The following is a 19,543-nucleotide window of genomic DNA, read 5'->3' on the forward strand; positions in this document are numbered from 1 at the left end:
TTACATTCCGAACCCGGAAGCTAAGCCTTTCAGCGCCGATGGTACTGCAGAGGGGACTCTGTGGGAGAGTAGGACGCCGCCGAACAATTTTTCAGGACCCCTGGTCCCAGCGTTCATGCTGGGACCAGGGGTCCTTTTTGTTTTGCCGAAGCGCGCCGAAGTGGTCGGTGCGTGAGAATGAATGCAGTGCCGAAGACAGGAGTCACGTCGATGTCCACCAACTCTTCCGACGATCGTTCGGAGCGTCGTCCGCAGCGGCGCGACGACGGCGACCGCGGTGGTTTCCGGCGTGACGACCGGGGTCCGCGACGTGACTTCGACCGTGGCGGGCGCCCGTCCGGTGGCGGTTACGGCCGGCGGGACGACCGCTCGTCCGGTGGCGATCGGGGCGGGTTCCGTCGGGACGACCGTCGGGACGACCGTCGGGACGACCGTGGCGGCGACCGCGGTGGGTTCCGCCGCGACGACCGTCGTGATGACCGTGGCGGCTTCCGTCGCGATGACCGTTCGTCCGGGGGCGACCGTGGCGGCTTCCGTCGCGATGACCGCGGGGGCGACCGTGGGGGCTTCCGTCGCGATGACCGTCGCGACGATCGTGGGGGCGATCGTGGCGGGTTCCGTCGGGACGAGCGTCGTGATGACCGTGGCGGCGACCGCGGTGGGTTCCGCCGCGACGACCGTCGTGATGACCGTGGCGGCTTCCGTCGCGATGACCGTTCGTCCGGGGGCGACCGGGGCGGCTTCCGTCGTGATGACCGGCGGGACGATCGTGGTGGCTTCCGTCGGGATGACCGTCCGTCTGGTGGTGACCGGGGCGGGTTCCGCCGCGACGATCGTCGCGACGATCGTGGGGGCGACCGTGGTGGTTTCCGTCGCGACGACCGCGGGGGCTTCCGCCGCGATGACCGTCCGTCGTTCCGTCGGGATGATCGTCCCTCTGGTGGTGACCGGGGCGGGTTCCGTCGCGATGACCGGCGGGATGACCGCGGCGGCGACCGGGGCGGCTTCCGTCGCGACGACCGCCGTGACGAGCGTCGCGACGATCGTGGTGGCGAGCGCGGCGGGTTCCGTCGGGACGACCGTCGTGATGACCGCGGCGGCGAGCGTAGTGGTTTCCGCCGTGACGATCGCCGTGATGACCGTGGTGGCGACCGTGGCGGGTTCCGTCGTGACGATCGGGGCGGCGATCGCGGCGGCTTCCGTCGTGATGACCGTCGCGACGACCGCGGTGGCTTCCGGCGGGAGGATGAGCGTGGGCGGTGGCCTTATGGGGCCGGGCGTGGGCGTGATGAGCGGCGGGATGACCGGCGGGACGAGCGTCGGGAGCCGATCAAGCGGCTGCCGATTCCCGATGACGTCACCGGTGATGAGATCGACAAGGATGTGCGGCAGGAGCTGCTGAGCCTGCCGAAGACGCTTGCCGAGGACGTCGCCAGGAACCTCGTCATGGTGGCGAAGCTGCTGGACGAGGACCCGGAGCGGGCGTACGGGTACTCGCGGGTCGCGCTGCGGCTGGCGTCCCGGGTCGCCGCGGTGCGGGAGGCGGCGGGCTTCGCCGCGTACGCCGTCGGCAAGTACAGCGAGGCGCTGGCGGAGTTCCGGGCGTCGCGGCGGATGACCGGCAGCGTGGAGCTGTGGCCCGTCATGGCGGACTGCGAGCGCGGTCTGGGCCGCCCCGAGAAGGCGATGGCGATGGCCGGCGAGCCCGAGGTGGCGAAGCTGGACAAGGCCGGGCAGGTCGAGATGCGGCTGGTGGCCGCGGGGGCCCGCCGGGACATGGGGCAGGCGGAGGCCGCGGTGGTGACGCTGCAGAGCCCCGAGCTGGCGTCGAGCGCCGTGCACCCGTGGACGGCGCGGCTGCGCTACGCGTACGCCGATGCGCTGCTGGCCGTCGGCCGGGAGGACGAGGCGCGCGACTGGTTCGCCAAGGCGCTGGAGGCCGACCAGGGCGGGACGACCGACGCGTCGGACCGGCTGGCCGAGCTGGACGGCGTGGAGTTCACCGACGCGCTGGACGAGTCGGCGGACGACGACGAGGAGCCCGCGGCCGAGAAGCCCGCGGCGGACCGGGGCGCGGCCGAGGCCGGTGCCGGGGTCGTCGACGCGGCGGTCGACGTGGCGGACGAGGACGCCGGTGAGGTCGTCGAGGCCGGTCGGGACGGTGCCGATGAGGCTCGTCGGGACGGTGCCGAGGGCGGTGAGCCCGAGAAGGGCTGAGCCGGTGCCGCGTCGCGGATGACGTGAAGGACGGAGGGCGGGATCCCGTGGGGGGTCCCGCCCTCCGTGCGTGGTGCGGTCGCCGGGACGCTGCCTGGGACGGGTGGCGCCCCGGCCGCTCGTACGACGCCGGGCCCCCTCTCCCGGTGGGCGCTCGCCCGGGCCCGTATCGGGGCGTCTGCCGGGCGGACGGCATGCGGCGGAGTGCGGAGACGGTGGCCGGCGTGCCTCCGTCCGTGGTCGCGTCCGATGCGGCGGACCGTCCTCGTCAGTCTCGCCGGCGCACCGTCCTCGTCAGTTGCCCGTCGTCGTGTCCAAGGTGCGCAGGACCAGGCCCGTTGCCGGTTTGGGGCCGAAGGAGGTGGACTTGCGGGGCATGGTCACGCCCTGGCGGGCCAGGTCGCGGACGGTTTCCTCGGTGGCGGCGCGCATCAGGACGGCGGTGCCGCCGTGGCGGGCGGCCTGGGCGAGGGCGGCCTCGGTGTGGTGCAGGTAGCTGATGTGGGTCGGGTGGTCGGGGATCTGCCAGACCGTGTCGAGCAGGACGGAGTGCAGGACCGTGGCGTCGAGGGTCCGCCACAGCTCCGGGCGGTCGGCGCGTACCGCTTCCGCCAGCAGTTGCGGGTCGGGCCGGTCCAGGAGGTGGTACGTGCCGGTGCCGTCGGTGAGGACGAAGGCGTTGCCCGGGGTCTTCTCCAGGGTGGCGAGGGCGGCGGCCGCGTCGCCCGGCAGCGGGCGGGCCCGGAAGGCGCCGCCGAGCCGGGCCAGCGCCTCGGCGGGCGTCAGATGCGGCAGCACCCGGTGGATGGCGCGGACCTGGAGCGGATGGCGGGCGGTGTCGACGAGCAGCACCAGTCCGGAGGCCCAGGGGGAGTCGGGGTCGGCACCGGTCTGCTCGTGGAGGCGCTGGTAGGTGGCCCAGCGGTGGTGGCCGTCGGCGATCAGCGCCTGCTGGCCGGAGAGGTCCGCGTCGATCGCGGCGAGCTCGTCCGGGTCGGTGACGGCCCAGAGCCGGTGGGTGAAGCCGTCCTCGGTGGTGGTGGCGAGCAGCGGGGCGCGCCGGACGGCGGTCTCGATGACGGCGGCGGCGCCGGTCACCGAGCCGTCGCCGCGGTAGGCGAGGAGCAGCGGCTCGAAGTTGGCGGCCGCGGCGCGCATCAGCGCGGCCCGGTCCTCGACCACCTCGGGGATGACGTCCTCGTGCGGCAGCACCGGCCCGTCCAGCCGCAGGGTGCCGATCAGCCCGCGCTGGAGGACGTCGCCGCTGCGTTGCTCGTAGACGTAGAGCGCGGGGCGTGGGTCCGTCACCAGGACGCCCTCGGCGCGCCAGCGGGCCAGGGTGGTGGCGGCCCGGCGGTGGCGGGTGGCCGGGTCGGCGGCCTGGGGGAGGATCAGCCGCACGATGTTGTACGGGTCGGCGGTCTCCAGCAGCCGGACGCCGTCGGGCCGGACCACGACGTCGTACGGGGGAGAGGTGACCGCGGTGAGACTGCTGATCCGGTTCGGGGCGTAGCGCAGCCCTCGGAACGGGAGGAGGCGGAGGCCGTCGGTATCGGTCATTGGGGAATGTTACGGCGCTCAACCTGTGAGAGATGATCGGGGGAGAGCCAGGACATGGCTGGATCTTTCGGTGGTCCGCGGCGCGGGCGGTGAGGAGCGGAGCGGCATGACGGAGCGGATGCGCGGGCGGCCCGACGGGTGTGACGGTGCGCTGTGCGCGGAGTACGACACGGCGTTGCTGGATCTGGACGGGGTCGTCTACGCCGGGGGCGTGGCCGTGCCGTACGCCGTCGAGGCGCTCACCGCGGCGCGGGCGGGCGGGATGCATCTGGCGTATGTGACGAACAACGCCGCCCGGACCCCGCAGGCGGTCGCCGCCCAACTGACCGGATTCGGTCTGCCGACCGGTGCCGGGGACGTGATCACCTCGGCGCAGGCGGTGGCCCGGCTGATCGCCGAGCAGGTGCCGCCGGGCTCCCGGGTGCTGGCCGTCGGAGGCGAGGGGCTCCGGGTGGCGCTGCGCGAGCGCGGTCTGGAGCCGGTGGGGTCGGCCGACGACGGTCCGGCGGCGGTGGTCCAGGGCTATGACGCGGGGATCGACTGGGGGCAGCTGGCCGAGGCGGCGTACGCGGTGCAGCGCGGGGTGCCGTGGTTCGCGTCCAACACCGATCTGACGATCCCCCGGGAGCGGGGGATCGCGCCGGGCAATGGTGCGCTGGTCGAGGTGGTGCGGATCGCGGCGGGCGGGGCGCCGCAGGTGGCGGGGAAGCCGCAGCCGCCGATGCACCGCGAGACGGTGCTGCGCACCGGTGCGCGCCGGCCGCTGGTGATCGGCGACCGGCTCGACACGGACATCGAGGGCGCCTTCAACGGCGGTGTGGATGCGCTGCTGGTCCTCACCGGCGTGACCACGCCGGCCGATCTGCTTCTCGCGCCGCCGCCGCACCGGCCCGCCTATGTGGACGCCGACCTGCGCGGACTGCTGGTGGCGCAGCCCGCGGTGGTGCCGGACGGGGACGGGTTCCGGTGCGGCGGTCTGCGGGCGGTGGTGCGCGGCGACCGGCTGGACGTCGAGGGCGACGGCGCGCCGCTGGACGGGCTGCGGGCGCTCTGCGCGGCGGCGTGGACGGCGGCGGGCGACGGTGTCTTTGCGGGGGATGCGGTCAAGGCGCTGCGGACGCTGGGGATGTGAGGGGGCGGGGCCGGCTGCCGCACCGGGCGCCGGGCCCTGCCGCCCGCCCGGGGCGTACCCCGCGTTCCGGCTCGGGCGGGCCCGGCTCCGTCCGTGGCGGTCCCGCTCAGCGCACCTTCTTCGCGTCCCGGATGGCGCGGGTGAGCTGTTCGATGAGCGGGGTGGCGCCCGCGTAGGAGAAGCGGGGCTCGCTGGACCAGGGGGTGATCTGGTCGGCCTTGACGGCGGGGAGCTGGGCCCAGGACGGCTTGGTCGCCAGGTCCTTGGGCTGGAGGGTGGCGGTGCGGTTGTCGAGCAGCAGCACGTCGGCGCGGTACTTGTCGGCGTTCTCCCAGCTCAGGGACTCGAAGTAGCCGCCCTTGTCGAGGTGGTCGGGGACGATCAGGTCGACGCCGAGCGACTTGTAGTACATGAGGTCGGCGTTGATGCCGGGGTTGGACGCGTAGAAGAGGTCGGCGCTGCCGGAGCAGGCGAGGACCTTGACGGGGTTGGCCTTGGCGGCGGCGCGCAGTTCGGCGCTGGCCTTCTCGAAGCGGGCCTTGGCGTCGGTGACGCGCGGGGCCTTCAGGTCGGCGCCGAGGGCTCCGGCCAGCTCCGCGTACCGCTCGATGATCTTCACCAGCGGGGTGCGGGAGGCGGTCAGGGCGACGCTCGGGGCGAGCTGGGCGATCTTGCTCTTGCGGTCGTCGGGCACGAACCAGAGGGCGCCCGGCTCGTACATGTTGGTGATCAGCAGGTCGGGGGAGAGGCTTGCGTACTTCTCGACGTTGAACTGGTTGTAGGCGTTGCCGAGGACGGTGACCTTGTCGACGTCGAGGCCGCCGGCCTGCGGGTCGGGCTTGCCGCTGGGCAGCTTGGTCGGGCCGAAGACGCCGACGATGTGCGTGTCCGCGCCGAAGTCGTGCAGGGCGGCGGCGGTGCCGGTGAACGCGACGATGCGCTGCGGCCGGTGAGCGAGCGACACCTTCTTCCTCCGGTCGTCGGTGAACGCCCAGGCGCCGCCGCCCGCCGACCCGGAGCCCTTGCCGCCGCTGCCGCCGCCGCAGGCGGCGAGGAGCGCGCCGATGCCGACGGCGCCGCCGGTGGCGAGGATGCCGCGTCGGGACGGGGTGAGGGCGGTGAGGGTGCGCATGGGTGGTGCTTCTTCCTGGTAGGGGCGGGGAGCCACGAAGTGTGAGGGTAGGCTAACCTAACTCTTCGTGTTGGTAGACAGTCCCCCCGAAACCCCCACGGATCCGGCGCAGGTGAATCCGTCGCGGCGTCACCTCGTGCGCCTCGCGGGGCTGATCGCCGCCGCCGGTGCGCTCGCCGTCCTCACCGCGCTCGGCCTCGCGGTCGGCGCCAAGCAGATCCCGCTCGACCAGGTCTGGCACGGCCTCGTCCACTACTCCGGCACCGACACCGACGTCATCGTCCGCGACGTCCGGATGCCCCGTACGCTGCTCGGCCTCGCGGTCGGCGCGGCCCTCGGCCTCGGCGGCGCCGTCATGCAGGCGCTGACCCGCAACCCCCTCGCCGACCCGGGACTGCTCGGCATCAACGCCGGTGCCGCGGCCGCCGTCGTCACCGCGATCAGCGTCCTCGGCGTCACCTCGCTCACCGGCTACGTCTGGTTCGCCTTCCTCGGCGCCGCGGTGGTCTCCGCCGCCGTCTACGTCCTCGGCGGCACCCGCGGCGCCACGCCCGTACGGCTCGCGCTCGCCGGTACCGCGCTGACCGCGGTCCTGACCGGTTACACCAACGCCGTCAACCTCCTGGACTCCGCGGCGCTGGACAAGATGCGCTTTTGGACGGTCGGTTCGCTGGCCACCGCCACCCTGCCGACGTTCGCGCACATCGCGCCGTTCCTCGCGGCGGGGGCGGTCCTCGCGCTGCTGCTGGCCCGGCCGCTCAACGCCGTGGCGCTCGGCGACGACCAGGCGCGGGCGCTCGGCGCCCGGCTGACCCGGACCCGGATCCTGGCGATGTGCGCGGTGACCCTGCTGTGCGGCGGCGCCACCGCCGCCTGCGGCCCGATCGTCTACCTCGGCCTGATGGTGCCGCACGCGGTCCGCGCGCTGACCGGCCCCGATCTGCGCTGGATCCTGCCGTACTCCGCGGTGCTCTCGCCGGCGTTGCTGCTCGGCGCGGACATCCTCGGGCGCGTCGCCGCCCGGCCCGGCGAACTCCAGGTCGGCATCGTCACCGCGGTCCTCGGCGGCCCGGTCTTCATCCACCTCGTACGGCGCCGGAGGATGGCCCAGCTGTGAACACCCCCGTGACCCGCGCGCCGCACGCCCCGCGGACCCGGCGCACCACCACCCTCCGCACCCCCGGCGGCCTGTCGCTGCGGCTCGACGTGCGGGCGGTCGCCGCCGGGACGGCGCTGCTCGCGCTCGCCGGCGCCGCGGCCGTCGCGCTCATCGGCTCCGGGGACTTCCCGCTGACACCAGGTGAGGTGCTGCGGGCGCTGACCGGTGGCGGCGAGGCGGGCCAGCGCTTCATCGTGCGCGAACTGCGGCTGCCGCGCGCCTTGGTGGGGCTGCTGGTCGGCGCCGCCTTCGGCATCGCCGGCGCCGTCTTCCAGACCGTCTCGCGCAATCCGCTCGGCAGCCCGGACGTCCTCGGCTTCGGCCAGGGCGCCTCCGTCGGCGCGCTCTTCGTCATCGTGTACCTGCACGGCGGCACCTTCGCGGTCGCCGCCGGAGCGGTCACCGGCGGCGTCGTCACCGGGCTGCTGATCTTCCTGCTGGCCTGGCAGCGCGGCATCCACGGCTACCGCTTCGTCCTCGTCGGCATCGGCGCCGCCGCGATGCTCTACGCCCTCGTCCTCTACCTGCTGACCAAGGCGAACATCGTCGAGGCCACCGGCGCCACCACCTGGATGACCGGCTCGCTCAGCGGCCGCGACTGGGGCCAGGTGTGGCCGCTCGCCGCCGTCTGCGCCGTCCTCGTCCCGCTGACCCTGGCGTACGGGCGGCCGCTGCGGATGCTGGAGATGGGCGAGGACGCGGCCGGCGCGCTCGGCGTCCGCACCGGGCGGGTCCGCGCCGTCACGCTGTCCGCCGCCGTCGTGCTGGTGGCCGCCGCGACCGCCGCCGCCGGGCCGATCGCCTTCGTCGCGCTGACCGCGCCGCAGCTCGCCCGGCGGCTGACCCGGGCGCCCGGCCCCAACCTGCTGCCGTCCGCCGCGATGGGCGCCGCGCTGCTGGTCGGCGCGGACTGGGCCGGGCAGCGGCTCTTCGGCGCCGACCAGCTGCCGGTCGGCGTCCTGACCGGCGCGCTCGGCGGCGCCTACCTCGTCCGGCTGCTGATCACCGAGCGCCGCGGCGGACGGATATGAGCGCCCCGCGCCCGGCCCCCGACCCGAAGACCACCCCCAGGAGCCCTGAAGTGAGCCGTCTCGCGGCCGAGCACCTCACCCTCGCCTACGACCGCCGGGTCATCGCCGACGACCTCTCGGTGGAGATCCCCGACCACTCCTTCACCGTCATCGTCGGCCCCAACGGCTGCGGCAAGTCGACCCTGCTGCGCGCCCTGTCGCGGATGCTGCGGCCCACCGGTGGCCAGGTCCTGCTGGACGGCGCGGCGCTCTCCTCGTACCCGGCGAAGCAGGTGGCGCGCACCCTCGGGCTGCTGCCGCAGTCGTCGGTGGCGCCGGACGGCATCACCGTCGCCGACCTCGTCGCCCGCGGCCGCTATCCGCACCAGGGCGTGCTGCGGCAGTGGTCGCGCGGGGACGAGCGGATCGTGCGGGAGTCGATGGCGGCGACCGGCATCGGCGACCTCGCCGACCGCTACGTCGACGAACTCTCCGGCGGCCAGCGCCAGCGGGTGTGGATCGCGATGGCGCTCGCCCAGCAGACGCCGCTGCTCCTCCTCGACGAGCCCACCACCTACCTCGACATCCAGCACCAGATCGAGGTCCTCGACCTCTGCGCCGCCCTCCACGAGGAACAGGGCCGCACCCTCGTCGCCGTCCTCCACGACCTCAACCACGCCGCCCGCTACGCCAGCCATCTCATCGCGCTGAAGGACGGCCGGGTCGTCGCCGAGGGCGCGCCGGGCGACATCGTCACCGCCGAGCTGGTCGAGTCCGTCTTCGGGCTGCGCTGCCAGGTCATCGACGACCCGCAGACCGGCACCCCGCTGATCGTCCCGGCGGCCCGCGCGGCGCGGCGCCCGGCCGTGCCTACAGCAGCTTCCTGAGCCGCAGCAGATCGAGCACCCCGGCCTCCAGCCGCACCCGGCCCCGGCCCCAGGCACGCGCGAAGTCCAGCCGCCCGTCGACCAGCGCGACCAGATCGTCCCCGGACATCGCCAGCCGGATCTCGGCCCTGTAAGGCGGCGGACCCGGCACGCAGGTCACGTCCTCGATGGTGCCGTGGGCCAGCCGCCCCAGGAACGTGACGTCGAGGTCGGTGAGGCGGCAGCTGAGCGAGCGGTCGAGGGCGGCGGCGCTGCGCACCTCGCCGTCGGCGCCGGACATGTTCCGGGCCAGCCGGTCGAGCGCCGCGCGGCACTGGTCGAGGGTTGCCATCGCCGCCGACGATAGCCCGGCGGTGCGCCGCCACGCCGTCGCCGCGGCGCCCCGGACGGTGGCGTGGCGGCCCCGCCCACCGGCCTGACCGGCGAGCCGTCCGGCCGTACGCGGTAGCGTCGGGGACATGCACCAGCCGACGCCGGGCCCGCCGCCGCACCGCCCGCCCCAGCCCCCGACCGCGGAGACCGGCGGCCCCGCGCCCGACGGGTCCGGTGTGCCCGCCGCACCGGACGGCACCACGGAGCCGGCGGCCGGAACCGGGCCCGCCGCCCTCGCCGCCCCGGAGCCCGGCGCGCCCGAGGAGCCCGCCGCACCGGACGAGGCGGCCGCCCCCGCCGCCCCGCGGCCGCTCGGCGTCGCCGTCACCCCGACCGGCGAGCCCGCCGTCGACACCCCGCTGCGCCGTCTCGCCGACGCCGACCACCTCGCCGTCGGCGCGCACCTCGCGGTGTACGAGGATGTGCACCGTGGGCTGCGTGACGCGCTGGCCGCCCTCGACGGGCAGAGCGGGCCGCCCGCCCCCACGCCGGCCGGACACGGCACGGCGACGAACGACCTCAGGAGCTGAACCACAGGTGGCAGGAGTGGCACGACGCCGACTCGACGCGGAGCTGGTGCGCCGCAAGCTGGCCCGCTCGCGCGAGCACGCCGGTCAGCTGATCGCCGCGGGACGGGTGACCGTCGGCGGCACGACCGCGACCAAGGCCGCCACCCAGGTCGCCACCGGCGCCGCCGTGGTCGTCCGCGAGGACGCGAACGATCCGGACTACGTCTCGCGCGGCGGACACAAGCTCGCCGGCGCCTTCGCGGCGTTCGTCCCCCTCGGGCTGCGCGTCGAGGGGCGCCGCGCCCTCGACGCCGGGGCGTCCACCGGCGGCTTCACCGATGTCCTGCTGCGCGCCGGGGCCGCCCACGTCGTCGCCGTCGACGTCGGCTACGGGCAGCTCGCCTGGTCCCTGCAGAGCGACGAGCGGGTCACCGTCAAGGACCGCACCAACGTCCGCGAGCTGACCCTCGAAGCGATCGACGACGTCCCCGTCGACCTGGTCGTCGGCGATCTCTCCTTCATCCCGCTGGGCCTGGTGCTGCCCGCGCTGACCGCCTGCACCGCGCCCGGCGCCGACCTCGTCCTGATGGTCAAGCCGCAGTTCGAGGTCGGCAAGGAGCGCCTGGGCAGCGGCGGCGTGGTCCGCAGCCCGGAGCTGCGCGCCGAGGCCGTGCGCGCCGTCGCCGCCCGCGCCGCCGAACTGGGCCTGGGCGTCCTCGGCGTGACCGCGAGCCCGCTGCCCGGGCCCTCCGGCAACGTCGAGTACTTTCTGTGGCTCCGCGCCGGGGCGCCCGCACTCGACCCGGCGGATGTCGACCGTGCAGTGGCGGAGGGGCCGCGTTGACCACCACACAGGCAGTTCATCAGAGCGCACCGCACCAGGGCGAGCAGCAGGCACGGACGGTGTTCCTGCTCGCACACACCGGCCGCCCGGCGGCGATCCGCAGCGCCGAACGCGTCGTTTCGGGCCTGCTGCGCCACGGCATCGGCGTCCGCGTCCTCGCCGAGGAGGCCGCCGACCTGCCGTTGCCGGACGCCGTCGAACGCGTCGCCTCCCGGCAGAGCGCCGCGGAGGGCTGCGAACTGCTCGTCGTCCTCGGCGGCGACGGCACGCTGCTGCGCGGCGCCGACTTCGCCCGCACCTCCGGGGTGCCGATGCTCGGCGTCAACCTCGGCCGGGTCGGCTTCCTCGCCGAGGCCGAACGCGACGACCTGGACAAGGTCGTCGACCGCGTCGTCACCCGCTCCTACGAGGTCGAGGAGCGGATGACCCTCGACGTGCTGGTCCGCAACAACGGCAGCGTCGTGCACACCGACTGGGCGCTCAACGAGGCGTCCGTCGAGAAGGCCGCCCGGGAGCGGATGCTGGAGGTCGTCACCGAGGTCGACGGCCGCCCGGTCTCCCGGTTCGGCGGCGACGGCGTCGTCTGCGCCACCCCGACCGGCTCCACCGCGTACGCCTTCTCGGCGGGCGGGCCGGTCGTCTGGCCCGAGGTGGAGGCGCTGCTGATGGTGCCGATCAGCGCCCACGCCCTCTTCGCCAAGCCGCTGGTCACCTCCCCGAAGTCGGTGCTGGCGGTCGAGGTGCAGCCCAAGACGCCGCACGGCGTGCTCTGGTGCGACGGGCGCCGCACCGTGGAGCTGCCCGCCGGGGCGCGCGTCGAGGTCCGCCGCGGCGCCGTCCCGGTCCGGCTGGCCCGGCTGCACCACGCCTCCTTCACCGACCGGCTGGTCGCGAAGTTCGCCCTGCCGGTGGCCGGCTGGCGCGGCGCCCCGCACTGACGGGCCCGGTACCGGGGTGTACCGGGACGATCCCGGGCGCCCCGGGGAGCGGGCGGCCACCCCGGCGGGTGGCGGGGGCGGGAGTCCGTCGCGAGGGGGCCGGTGGACCTCGTAAGGTCGTATCCGTGTTGGAGGAGATGCGGATCCGGTCCCTGGGCGTCATTGACGACGCCGTAGTCGAGCTGTCCCCGGGCTTCACGGCGGTGACGGGCGAGACGGGCGCGGGCAAGACCATGGTCGTCACCAGCCTCGGCCTGCTGCTCGGCGGGCGCGCCGACCCCGCGCTGGTGCGGATCGGCGCCAAGGCGGCGGTCGTCGAGGGCCGCCTGACGATGGACGCGGACGCGCCCGCCGCGGTCCGCGCCCAGGAGGCGGGCGCCGAACTGGACGACGGGGCGCTTTTGATCAGCCGCACCGTCTCCGCCGAGGGCCGCTCCCGCGCCCATGTCGGCGGCCGGTCCGCCCCGGTCGGCCTGCTGGCGGAGCTGGCCGACGAACTGGTCGCCGTGCACGGCCAGACCGACCAGCAGGGGCTGTTGCGCCCGGCCCGTCAGCGCGAGGCCCTGGACCGCTACGCCGGGGAGGCCGTCGCCGCCCCCCTCGCCCGTTACGCCGCCGCCCACCGGCGGCTGCGCGCGGTCGCCACCGAGCTGGACACCCTGACGACGCGGGCCCGCGAACGCGCCCAGGAAGCCGACCTGCTGCGCTTCGGGCTGGACGAGATCGCCGCCGTCGAACCGCAGCCCGGCGAGGACGCCGCGCTCGCCGCCGAGGCCGAACGCCTGGGCCACGCCGAGGCGCTGGCCGCCGCCGCCGGCGTCGCGCACGCCGCGCTGGCCGGCGACCCCGAGGACCCGGAGGGCGTCGACGCCGCCACCCTCGTCGCCGCCGCCCGGCGCGCGCTGGACGCCGTGCGCGGCCACGACCCGCAGCTGGCCGCGCTGGCCGAGCGGGTCGGCGAGATCGGCATCCTGCTGGCGGACGCCGCGGGCGATCTCGCCGGGTACGCCGACGGGCTGGACGCCGATCCGCTGCGGCTCGCCGCCGTCGAGGAGCGCCGCGCCGCGCTGACGCATCTGACCCGCAAGTACGGCGAGGACATCGACGCCGTCCTGGCCTGGTCCCAGGAGAGCGCGGCGCGCCTGGCCGAACTGGACGGCGACGACGACAAGATCGCCGAGCTGACGGCGGAACGCGACGCCCTCCGCACCGAACTGGGCGCCCTGGCCCAGGAGCTGACCGACGCCCGGACCGCCGCCGCCACCCGCTTCGCCGCCGATGTCACCGCGGAGCTGGCCGAACTCGCCATGCCGCACGCCCGGGTGAGTGTCGACATCCGCCAGACCGAGGCCGCCGAGGAGAGTGACGGCATCGAGGTCGGCGGCCGGTCCGTCGCCTACGGGCCGAGCGGCGCCGACGAGGTCGAACTGCTCCTCGCCCCGCACCCGGGCGCCCCGCCCCGCCCGATCTCCAAGGGCGCCTCCGGCGGTGAGCTCTCCCGCGTCATGCTCGCCGTGGAGGTCGTCTTCGCCGGCTCCGACCCCGTCCCGACGTACCTCTTCGACGAGGTCGACGCGGGCGTCGGCGGCAAGGCGGCGGTGGAGGTCGGCCGCCGCCTCGCCCGCCTCGCGCAGTCCGCGCAGGTCGTCGTCGTCACCCACCTCCCGCAGGTCGCGGCCTTCGCCGACCGGCAGCTGCTGGTCGCCAAGACCCACGACGGCTCGGTCACCCGCAGCGGCGTCACCGTCCTGGAGGGCGAGGAGCGCATCCGGGAGCTGTCCCGCATGCTGGCCGGCCAGGAGGATTCGCAGACGGCCCGGGCGCACGCCGAGGAGCTGCTGGAGACGGCCCGTACGGGACGGTGACGCGCGCCACCCGGTGGCGGAGGGGAGCGGGATGAGCGGGGCACACGGGCCTTTCACGGACGGCCGGGCGGCGCTCCTCGCGGGCGCGGCGGTCGCCACCCGCGCCGTGCACGCGGCGCTGCGCCGCAGACCGCCCGGCGGCGCCGCGCGCTGGCGCCGCACCAACCACGCCGGACGCCCGGTGACGCTGTACGCCGGGCCCGCCACCGCCCTCGGCACCGCCTGCGCGGTGGCCGCCGCCCCGGGGACGCCGCGCGCCCGCACCGCCGCGGCGCTGACCGTGCTCGCCGCGGGCGCCTGCGGGGCGTACGACGACCTGCGCGCCGCGGACGACCCGCGGCGCGGCTTCCGGGCCCACCTCACGGCGCTCGCGCACGGTGAGGTGACCTCCGGCACGGTCAAGCTGTTCGGGATCGGCGGCGCCGGGCTCGCCGCGGGGGCGGCGTTGCGGCGGCGGCCGGTCGATGCGCTGCTCGCGGGTGTCGTCGTCGCCGGGAGCGCCCATCTGGTCAACCTTCTCGACCTGCGGCCCGGCCGTGCCGTCGGCGCCGTCCTCGCCCTGGGCGCGCCGGGGCTGCTTGGCGGCGGCGCCGCGGGGCGGGCGGCGGCCGCTCCGGTGGGCGCCGCGGTCGCCGTCCTCGCCGATGACGTCGCCGCCCGCACCATGCTCGGCGACGCCGGCGCGCATGCGCTCGGCGCGGCGCTGGGCCTCTCCGTCGCGGCCCGGTACGGCCGGGCGGGGCTCGCCGCGCACGCCGCCGCGCTGGTGGCGGCGGCGGTGATCGGCGACATCCGGGGCCGGTCGCCGGGGTAGGCCCCGACCGGATGTCGGGGAACGGATGTTCTGTCCCCCATGGGGGTGGTCCAGCCGTCGGGCGGGTGAGACATCCCACCTGAACGGCGGGCGAACGGTGCGGAATTGACGCGTGCGGCCTGGCATCCTGGTGCGCGGTGCCGCGGCGGACGCCGCACACACTCCCCGCGTACGCCCCCGGCGCCCGCAGGCGCCCCGCGCGCCCCTCGGTGTGCAACTCCCCGCGCCCCGCCGGTGTTCGATCTACACGACCGTCCCGCCGTACGGACCTCAGCCCGCCGACCCAGGAGCCCACGCCGTGACCCGTACGCCGCCCCCGCCGCACGGCCAGGCGCCACTGCGCACGGTCCAGGTGCTCGGCCACGGCGCCACGGGCAGCGCCGCCCACGTCCGCTCGCTCACCGCCGGGCTGATCGCCCGCGGTGTGCAGGTCACGGTCTGCGCCCCGCCCCCGGCCGAGGAGGCGCACGGCTTCACCGCGGCCGGGGCCCGCTTCGTCCCGGTGGCGGCCCGCCCGGACCCGGTCGCGCTCGCGGCGCTGCGCGGCGCCTTCCGCGACGCGGACGTGGTCCACGCCCACGGCGTACGGGCCGGGCTGAGCGCCCTGCCGGTGCTGCGCACGGTGCGCGGCCCGCGCGGCGGCCGCCTCCCGCTCGTCGTCACCTGGCACACCGCGGCCCGGGCGGCGGGGGCGCTGGTGCGGCTGCGGGAGCGGCAGTTGGCGCGTGCCGCCGCCGTCGTCCTCGGTGTCTGCGCCGGGCTCGTCGACCGCGCCCGCGAGCGCGGCGCCCGCGACGCCCGGCTGTCCCCGCTCGCCCCGCCGGGCCCCCGCGCCACCGGCGACGGCGCGGCCGACCGTACGTGCCACAAGGTCCGGGCCGAACTGGGCGCGGTGGACCGCCCGTTGGTGCTCGCCGCGGCGCCGCTGGAGGAGCGGCACGAGCACGATCTGCTGCTGGACGCCGCGCACGCCTGGGCCGCGCACGAGCCCCGGCCGCTGCTGGTCGTCGTCGGCGAGGGCAGCCGCCGCGCCGCCCTCCAGCGCCGGATCGACGCCGAGGAGCTGCCCGTCCTCCTCGCCGGGCACCGCACCGACCTGCCCGAACTCCTCGCCGCCGCCGATGTGGTGGCCGTCCCCGGCCGCTGGGAGGCCCGGCCACCGCTCGCCCAGCAGGCCCTCGCCGCCGGGGCGCCGCTGGTCGCCGCCGCCACCGGTGAGCTGCGCGAACTCCTCGGCCCCGCCGCCGAGCTGATCCGTCCCGGCGATGCGGTCCGCCTCGCCCGCGCGGTCCTCGGCCTCCTCGCCGACCCGGCCCGGCGCACCGCGCTGGCCGCCGCCGGTCCGCTCCAGGCCGCCGGCTGGCCGACCGAGGACGCCACGGTCGCCCAGGTCCTGAGCGTCTACGACGAGGTGGCCCGGCCCGGCGGCTGCTCGGCCCCGCTCTGATCCCGCCGCGTCCGGGGCCGCTACGGTGACCCGGACGGCACGGTGCGGGGCGCGGAAGGCGGGCGGACGGTATGACGGCAGCGATGGCGGGTTTCGCGCTCTTCGCCCTGATGATGACGGTGGTGCCCGGGCCGGACACCCTGCTGGTCCTGCGCAACTGCCTGCGCGGCGGCCGCCGGTCGGGCGCGGCCACCGCCCTCGGCGCCGCGGCGGGCTCGCTGGCCTGGGCGGTGGCGGCCGCCTTCGGCCTGGCCGCGGCCCTCCAGCGCTGGGACGCCGCGTTCACCGCCGTACGCCTCCTGGGCGCCGGATATCTGGCGGTGCTGGGCATCCAGGCGCTGTGGGCGTGCCGCCGTGCCGCCGCGCCGGGGACCGGGGCCGCGGGGGCGGAGCCGGCGCCGGCGCCCGAGGCGGCCGCCACCGCGCTGCGCGGCTTCCGGCAGGGCCTGCTGAGCTGTCTGCTCAACCCCAAGGTCGGGATCTTCTTCGTCGCGGTGGTCCCGCAGTTCCTGCCCCAGGGCCGCTCGGTCCTCGGCGCGACGCTGCTGCTCGGCGCCGTCGACGCGGTGATCGCCGCCGGCTGGCTGCTGCTGATCGCCCTCGGCGCCGGCCGCCTCTCCACCTGGCTGCGCCGCCCCCGGGTGCTCCGCGGCCTGGAGGGCACGACCGGCGGCGTCCTCGTCGCGCTCGGGGTGGGGACGGCGGTGGAGACGGCCGCGGGGTGAGGGGGCGGGGGAACGCGGACCGGCTCCCCGCCGCGGTCGGCTTCCGCCGGAAGCGAGCGGACCGGCTTTCGCAGCAAGCGGCTCCAGCAACCGGCTCCCGCCGCAACCGAGCGGGCCGGCTCCCGCCGGAAGCCGGAGCCCCGGCCCCGGCCCCGGCCCGGAGCCCCGGCCCCCGCCCGAAGGCCCGGCTACCCCTTCTCCGCATGCCGTCGCGCCCGCAGCGCCAGCCGCAGTCCCAGCACCGTCTGCGGATCGTCCAGATCGGTGCCGAGGAGATGGGCGATGCGGGCCAGCCGGTCGTAGAGGGTCTGGCGGTTGACGTTGAGGGCGCGGGCCGTCTCCGCCTTGCGGCCGGCGCTCGCCAGGTACGCCTCCAGCGTCGGCAGCAGCGGCTGGCGGGCCGCCTTGTCGTGGTGGAGCAGCGGGCCGATGGCGCGGGTCACGAAGTCCGCGAGGACCTCCTCGCCGCCGTGCTCCCGCAGCCGCCACAGCAGCAGTTCGATGTCGAGGCGCCGCGCGTCGTACCACGGCTGGTGCGGCAGTCCCTGGGCGGCGGCCGCCGCCTGGGCCGCGTGCCGCAGCCCGGGCCCGGCGGCCGCCCACTCGCCCGCCGTGCCGACCACCACCACCGGCCGGGCCGCCGCCGGACGGTCGAGACCGGCCCGCGCCACCCCGGTGTGCAGCGCCTGCGCCACCCGGTCGGCGAGCGCCTCCCGGGCCCGCCCCGCGCGCAGCGCCACCAGCAGCGGCACCCGGCCCTCCACCGGCCGTACGCCCAGCAGCACCGGCACGCCCAGCGCCGTCAGCTCCTCGCGCAGCGCCTGGGCGAGGACCGCCCAGCCGCCGTCCGACACCAGCCCCGACGGCAGCCGCATCACCACCGGCAGCACCGGGTCGCCGCCCGGCCGGAACCCCAGCAGCCGCGCCTGCCCCGGCGCCTCGGCGGCCGACACCCGGCCCTCGGCGAGATCGGCCAGGAAGTCGCCCCGGCCACGCGCCGCCAGCACCTCCTCCTGGCGGGACTGGAGCATCACCACCGCCAGCAGATCGGCCGCCCGCGCCGCGGCGATCCGGTGCACCGGCGCCGCCGGGGAGTTGACCGGCAACAGCACCAGCCGCGCCCGTACCGCGTCCGGCCCCGGACCGCCCCCGGGCACGTCGACGCGGACACCGGTGTCCCGCAGTCCCTCCCAGGCCAGCAGCGGATCGGCGTCCGCGGGCCCGTCACCGCCGCCCTGCGGCCCCGCCGCGTACAGCGGGCCGCCGTCGGCCGACTCCAGGCAGAGCGGGTTGCCGGTGAAGTCGGCCAGCAGCCGCAGCACCTCCGGGGCGCCGCCGCCGCGCAGCAGCGCGTCCGTACAGCGCCGGATGAGGGCGTCGGCGCGGCGCAGCAGCGTGTAGTGGCTGTTGACGATCTCGGTGTGGATCTCCTCGGTGACCGTGACGTACGGGACCTCGCGGTGCAGCTGGATCAGGGTCAGCCCGCACTCGCGGGCCGCGTCGACCAGCGCCGCGGGCAGGGTGGTGAACCGCGCGCCCAGCTCGACCACGAGCGCGGCGATCCGCCGGTCGGCGAGGTCGCGGACGAAGGCGCGCAGCTCGGCGGGGCGGACGCCCAGCCCCAGGCCCGTGGTGAGCAGCAACTCGCCGCCCTTGAGCAGCGAGGCGATGTTCGGCACCTCCCCGGCGTGCACCCAGCGCACCGGACCGTCCAGCCCCTCGGCGCCCGCCACCACCTCCGGCAGACCGCGCCGCAGCGCGGGCAGCTCCAGCGCCCTGCGTACGGTGATCTCCGCTTCGATCGTCGTCTCCGGCCCCATGCGACCGACGGTACCCGCCGCGCGTCGTCCCACGTCACAGCGGTCGAGGCGGCCGCCGCCGTCAGCCCGACGAGGCGCGGACCACCAGTGTGGCCGGGGTGACGACGCACGCCGGGAGCGCGCTTTCCGGATCCGCGGGGCCCGCCACCTCCTGCAGCAGCATCCGCGCCATCAGCCGCCCCATCTCCGTGACGTCCTGCCGCACCGTGGTCAGCGGCGGCTCGGACCGGGCGGCCGGCTCCAGATCGTCGTAGCCGACCACCGCCACGTCCTCGGGCACCCGCCGCCCCCGCGCCCGCAGGGTGCGCAGCGCCCCGGACGCCATCAGGTCCGAGCAGGCGAACACCGCGTCCAGCTCCGGCGCCGCGTCCAGCAGCCGGGCCATCGCCGCCGCGCCGCCGCGCGCGGTGAACCGGCCGTCCGCGACCAGCCGGGGATCGTACGCCCCCGGCGCCAGCGCCTCGCGGTAGCCCGCCAGCCGGTCGGCGGCCGACGTCTGGTCGAGCGGCCCGGTGATGACGGCGACGGTGCGCCGCCCCCGCTCCCGCAGATGCCGTACGGCCTGCCGGGCGCCGTCGCGGTTGTCGGTGTCGACGTACCGCACCCCCGGGTCGTCCGCGGCGCCCGCCCAGCCGGGCCGTCCGCCGTAGACCACCGGCAGCCCGGCGCGCACCGCCACCGACGGCAGCGGATGGCCGTGGTGCAGCGAGAACAGCAGCGCGCCGTCGACGTGTCCGGCGGCCAGATACCGGCCGATCCGCGTCCAGTCCGCGTGGCTCTCCACCAAAAGCAGCAGCAACTGCGTGTCCGCGGCGGCCAGTTCCCGGCCGATGCCGCGCAGCTGCCGTCCGAAGAACGGATCGCTGAAGACCCGCTCCTCCGGTTCGCCGATGACCACCGCGACCGCGCCGGTGCGCCGGGTGACCAGCGAGCGGGCCGCGCTGTTGGGGACGTAGCCCAGCTCGGCCACGGCCCGCGCCACCCGCTCCCGCACCGCGGGCCGCACCCCGGCGCCGCCGTTGACCACCCGCGAGACCGTCGCCCGCGAAACCCCGGCGCGCGCGGCGACCGCCTCCAGGGTCGGCCGCCGTCTGTTCGACTCCATCACCGCA

General features: G+C 76.3%; 17 protein-coding genes, 1 rRNA gene and 1 pseudogene. 14 read left to right on the forward strand and 5 right to left on the reverse strand.

Features of this window, described 5'->3' with window-relative positions; genetic code table 11:
* The 3 genes and pseudogenes from rrf to ABT345_RS25605 all read left to right on the forward strand — a co-directional run.
* Positions 1 to 85, forward strand: a 5S ribosomal RNA gene (rrf, locus tag ABT345_RS25595); the annotation flags it as partial.
* Positions 86 to 429: 344 nt separating this feature from the next.
* A pseudogene (locus ABT345_RS33280) lies at positions 430 to 927 on the forward strand (hypothetical protein); the annotation flags it as partial.
* A gap of 402 nt (positions 928 to 1,329) precedes the next feature.
* Positions 1,330 to 2,217: a tetratricopeptide repeat protein gene (locus ABT345_RS25605; protein WP_345093577.1), complete on the forward strand. Its 888-nt coding sequence runs from the start codon at positions 1,330 to 1,332 to the stop codon at positions 2,215 to 2,217.
* Positions 2,218 to 2,511: 294 nt separating this feature from the next.
* Here the strand turns inward: ABT345_RS25605 and ABT345_RS25610 are convergent, their stop codons facing one another.
* Entirely contained in the window at positions 2,512 to 3,777 is a 1,266-nt protein-coding gene (locus ABT345_RS25610; RefSeq protein ID WP_345093538.1) for a DUF1015 family protein, read from the reverse strand.
* 106 nt (positions 3,778 to 3,883) lie between these two features.
* On the opposite strand from ABT345_RS25610, the gene ABT345_RS25615 reads away from it, so the two are divergent.
* Entirely contained in the window at positions 3,884 to 4,909 is a 1,026-nt protein-coding gene (locus tag ABT345_RS25615; protein WP_345093535.1) for an HAD-IIA family hydrolase, read from the forward strand.
* Between the two features lie 106 nt (positions 4,910 to 5,015).
* Here the strand turns inward: ABT345_RS25615 and ABT345_RS25620 are convergent, their stop codons facing one another.
* Positions 5,016 to 6,041 carry an ABC transporter substrate-binding protein gene (locus tag ABT345_RS25620; protein WP_345093533.1) on the reverse strand — a complete coding sequence of 342 codons (1,026 nt, stop codon included), beginning with the start codon at positions 6,039 to 6,041 and terminating at the stop codon, positions 5,016 to 5,018.
* Positions 6,042 to 6,111: 70 nt separating this feature from the next.
* Between ABT345_RS25620 and ABT345_RS25625 the strand changes: the two genes are divergently transcribed.
* Genes ABT345_RS25625 through ABT345_RS25635 form a run of 3 tightly spaced genes read left to right on the forward strand, consistent with a single transcriptional unit; the run spans position 6,112 to position 9,097 of the window.
* Positions 6,112 to 7,158 carry a FecCD family ABC transporter permease gene (locus tag ABT345_RS25625; RefSeq protein ID WP_386461286.1) on the forward strand — a complete coding sequence of 349 codons (1,047 nt, stop codon included), beginning with the start codon at positions 6,112 to 6,114 and terminating at the stop codon, positions 7,156 to 7,158.
* The gene (locus tag ABT345_RS25630; RefSeq protein WP_345093528.1) at positions 7,155 to 8,231 is read left to right on the forward strand and encodes a FecCD family ABC transporter permease; all 1,077 of its coding nucleotides are present in this window, start codon (positions 7,155 to 7,157) and stop codon (positions 8,229 to 8,231) included. The genes ABT345_RS25625 and ABT345_RS25630 overlap by 4 nt, the downstream gene beginning before the upstream one ends.
* Positions 8,228 to 9,097 (forward strand): ABC transporter ATP-binding protein, encoded by an 870-nt coding sequence (locus tag ABT345_RS25635; RefSeq protein ID WP_345093525.1) that lies wholly within the window; start codon positions 8,228 to 8,230, stop codon positions 9,095 to 9,097. Before ABT345_RS25630 ends, ABT345_RS25635 begins: the two co-directional genes overlap by 4 nt.
* Here the strand turns inward: ABT345_RS25635 and ABT345_RS25640 are convergent.
* Positions 9,081 to 9,428, reverse strand: a complete 348-nt coding sequence (locus ABT345_RS25640; protein WP_345093522.1) for a sterol-binding protein — start codon at positions 9,426 to 9,428, stop codon at positions 9,081 to 9,083. The genes ABT345_RS25635 and ABT345_RS25640 overlap by 17 nt on opposite strands.
* Before the next feature lie 127 nt (positions 9,429 to 9,555).
* On the opposite strand from ABT345_RS25640, the gene ABT345_RS25645 reads away from it, so the two are divergent.
* The 7 genes from ABT345_RS25645 to ABT345_RS25675 all read left to right on the forward strand — a co-directional run bounded on the left by ABT345_RS25645 (position 9,556) and on the right by ABT345_RS25675 (position 16,611).
* Entirely contained in the window at positions 9,556 to 9,999 is a 444-nt protein-coding gene (locus ABT345_RS25645; RefSeq protein WP_345093519.1) for a hypothetical protein, read from the forward strand.
* 7 nt (positions 10,000 to 10,006) lie between these two features.
* A complete protein-coding gene (locus ABT345_RS25650; protein WP_345093515.1) occupies positions 10,007 to 10,822 on the forward strand; it encodes a TlyA family RNA methyltransferase in 816 nt (271 codons plus the stop codon).
* Positions 10,819 to 11,760, forward strand: a complete 942-nt coding sequence (locus tag ABT345_RS25655; protein ID WP_345093512.1) for an NAD kinase — start codon at positions 10,819 to 10,821, stop codon at positions 11,758 to 11,760. Before ABT345_RS25650 ends, ABT345_RS25655 begins: the two co-directional genes overlap by 4 nt.
* A gap of 137 nt (positions 11,761 to 11,897) precedes the next feature.
* Positions 11,898 to 13,625 (forward strand): DNA repair protein RecN, encoded by a 1,728-nt coding sequence (gene recN / locus ABT345_RS25660; protein ID WP_345093575.1) that lies wholly within the window; start codon positions 11,898 to 11,900, stop codon positions 13,623 to 13,625.
* A 31-nt stretch (positions 13,626 to 13,656) separates the two neighbouring features.
* Positions 13,657 to 14,439, forward strand: coding sequence for a hypothetical protein (locus ABT345_RS25665; RefSeq protein ID WP_345093509.1), 783 nt, complete (start codon positions 13,657 to 13,659; stop codon positions 14,437 to 14,439).
* A 298-nt stretch (positions 14,440 to 14,737) separates the two neighbouring features.
* Positions 14,738 to 15,886 carry a glycosyltransferase family 4 protein gene (locus tag ABT345_RS25670; RefSeq protein WP_345093506.1) on the forward strand — a complete coding sequence of 383 codons (1,149 nt, stop codon included), beginning with the start codon at positions 14,738 to 14,740 and terminating at the stop codon, positions 15,884 to 15,886.
* A 71-nt stretch (positions 15,887 to 15,957) separates the two neighbouring features.
* Positions 15,958 to 16,611, forward strand: a complete 654-nt coding sequence (locus tag ABT345_RS25675) for a LysE family translocator (RefSeq protein ID WP_345093503.1) — start codon at positions 15,958 to 15,960, stop codon at positions 16,609 to 16,611.
* A 188-nt stretch (positions 16,612 to 16,799) separates the two neighbouring features.
* Here the strand turns inward: ABT345_RS25675 and ABT345_RS25680 are convergent, their stop codons facing one another.
* Both ABT345_RS25680 and ABT345_RS25685 read right to left on the reverse strand, forming a co-directional pair.
* Complete coding sequence (locus ABT345_RS25680) at positions 16,800 to 18,431, reverse strand: PucR family transcriptional regulator (protein ID WP_345093500.1); 1,632 nt, start codon at positions 18,429 to 18,431, stop codon at positions 16,800 to 16,802.
* Between the two features lie 61 nt (positions 18,432 to 18,492).
* Positions 18,493 to 19,536 (reverse strand): LacI family DNA-binding transcriptional regulator, encoded by a 1,044-nt coding sequence (locus ABT345_RS25685; RefSeq protein ID WP_345093497.1) that lies wholly within the window; start codon positions 19,534 to 19,536, stop codon positions 18,493 to 18,495.
* Positions 19,537 to 19,543: the final 7 nt, after the last annotated feature.

Source organism: Streptomyces sp. NPDC000404 (assembly GCF_040300365.1).
Lineage (GTDB): Bacteria > Actinomycetota > Actinomycetes > Streptomycetales > Streptomycetaceae > Streptomyces > Streptomyces ramulosus.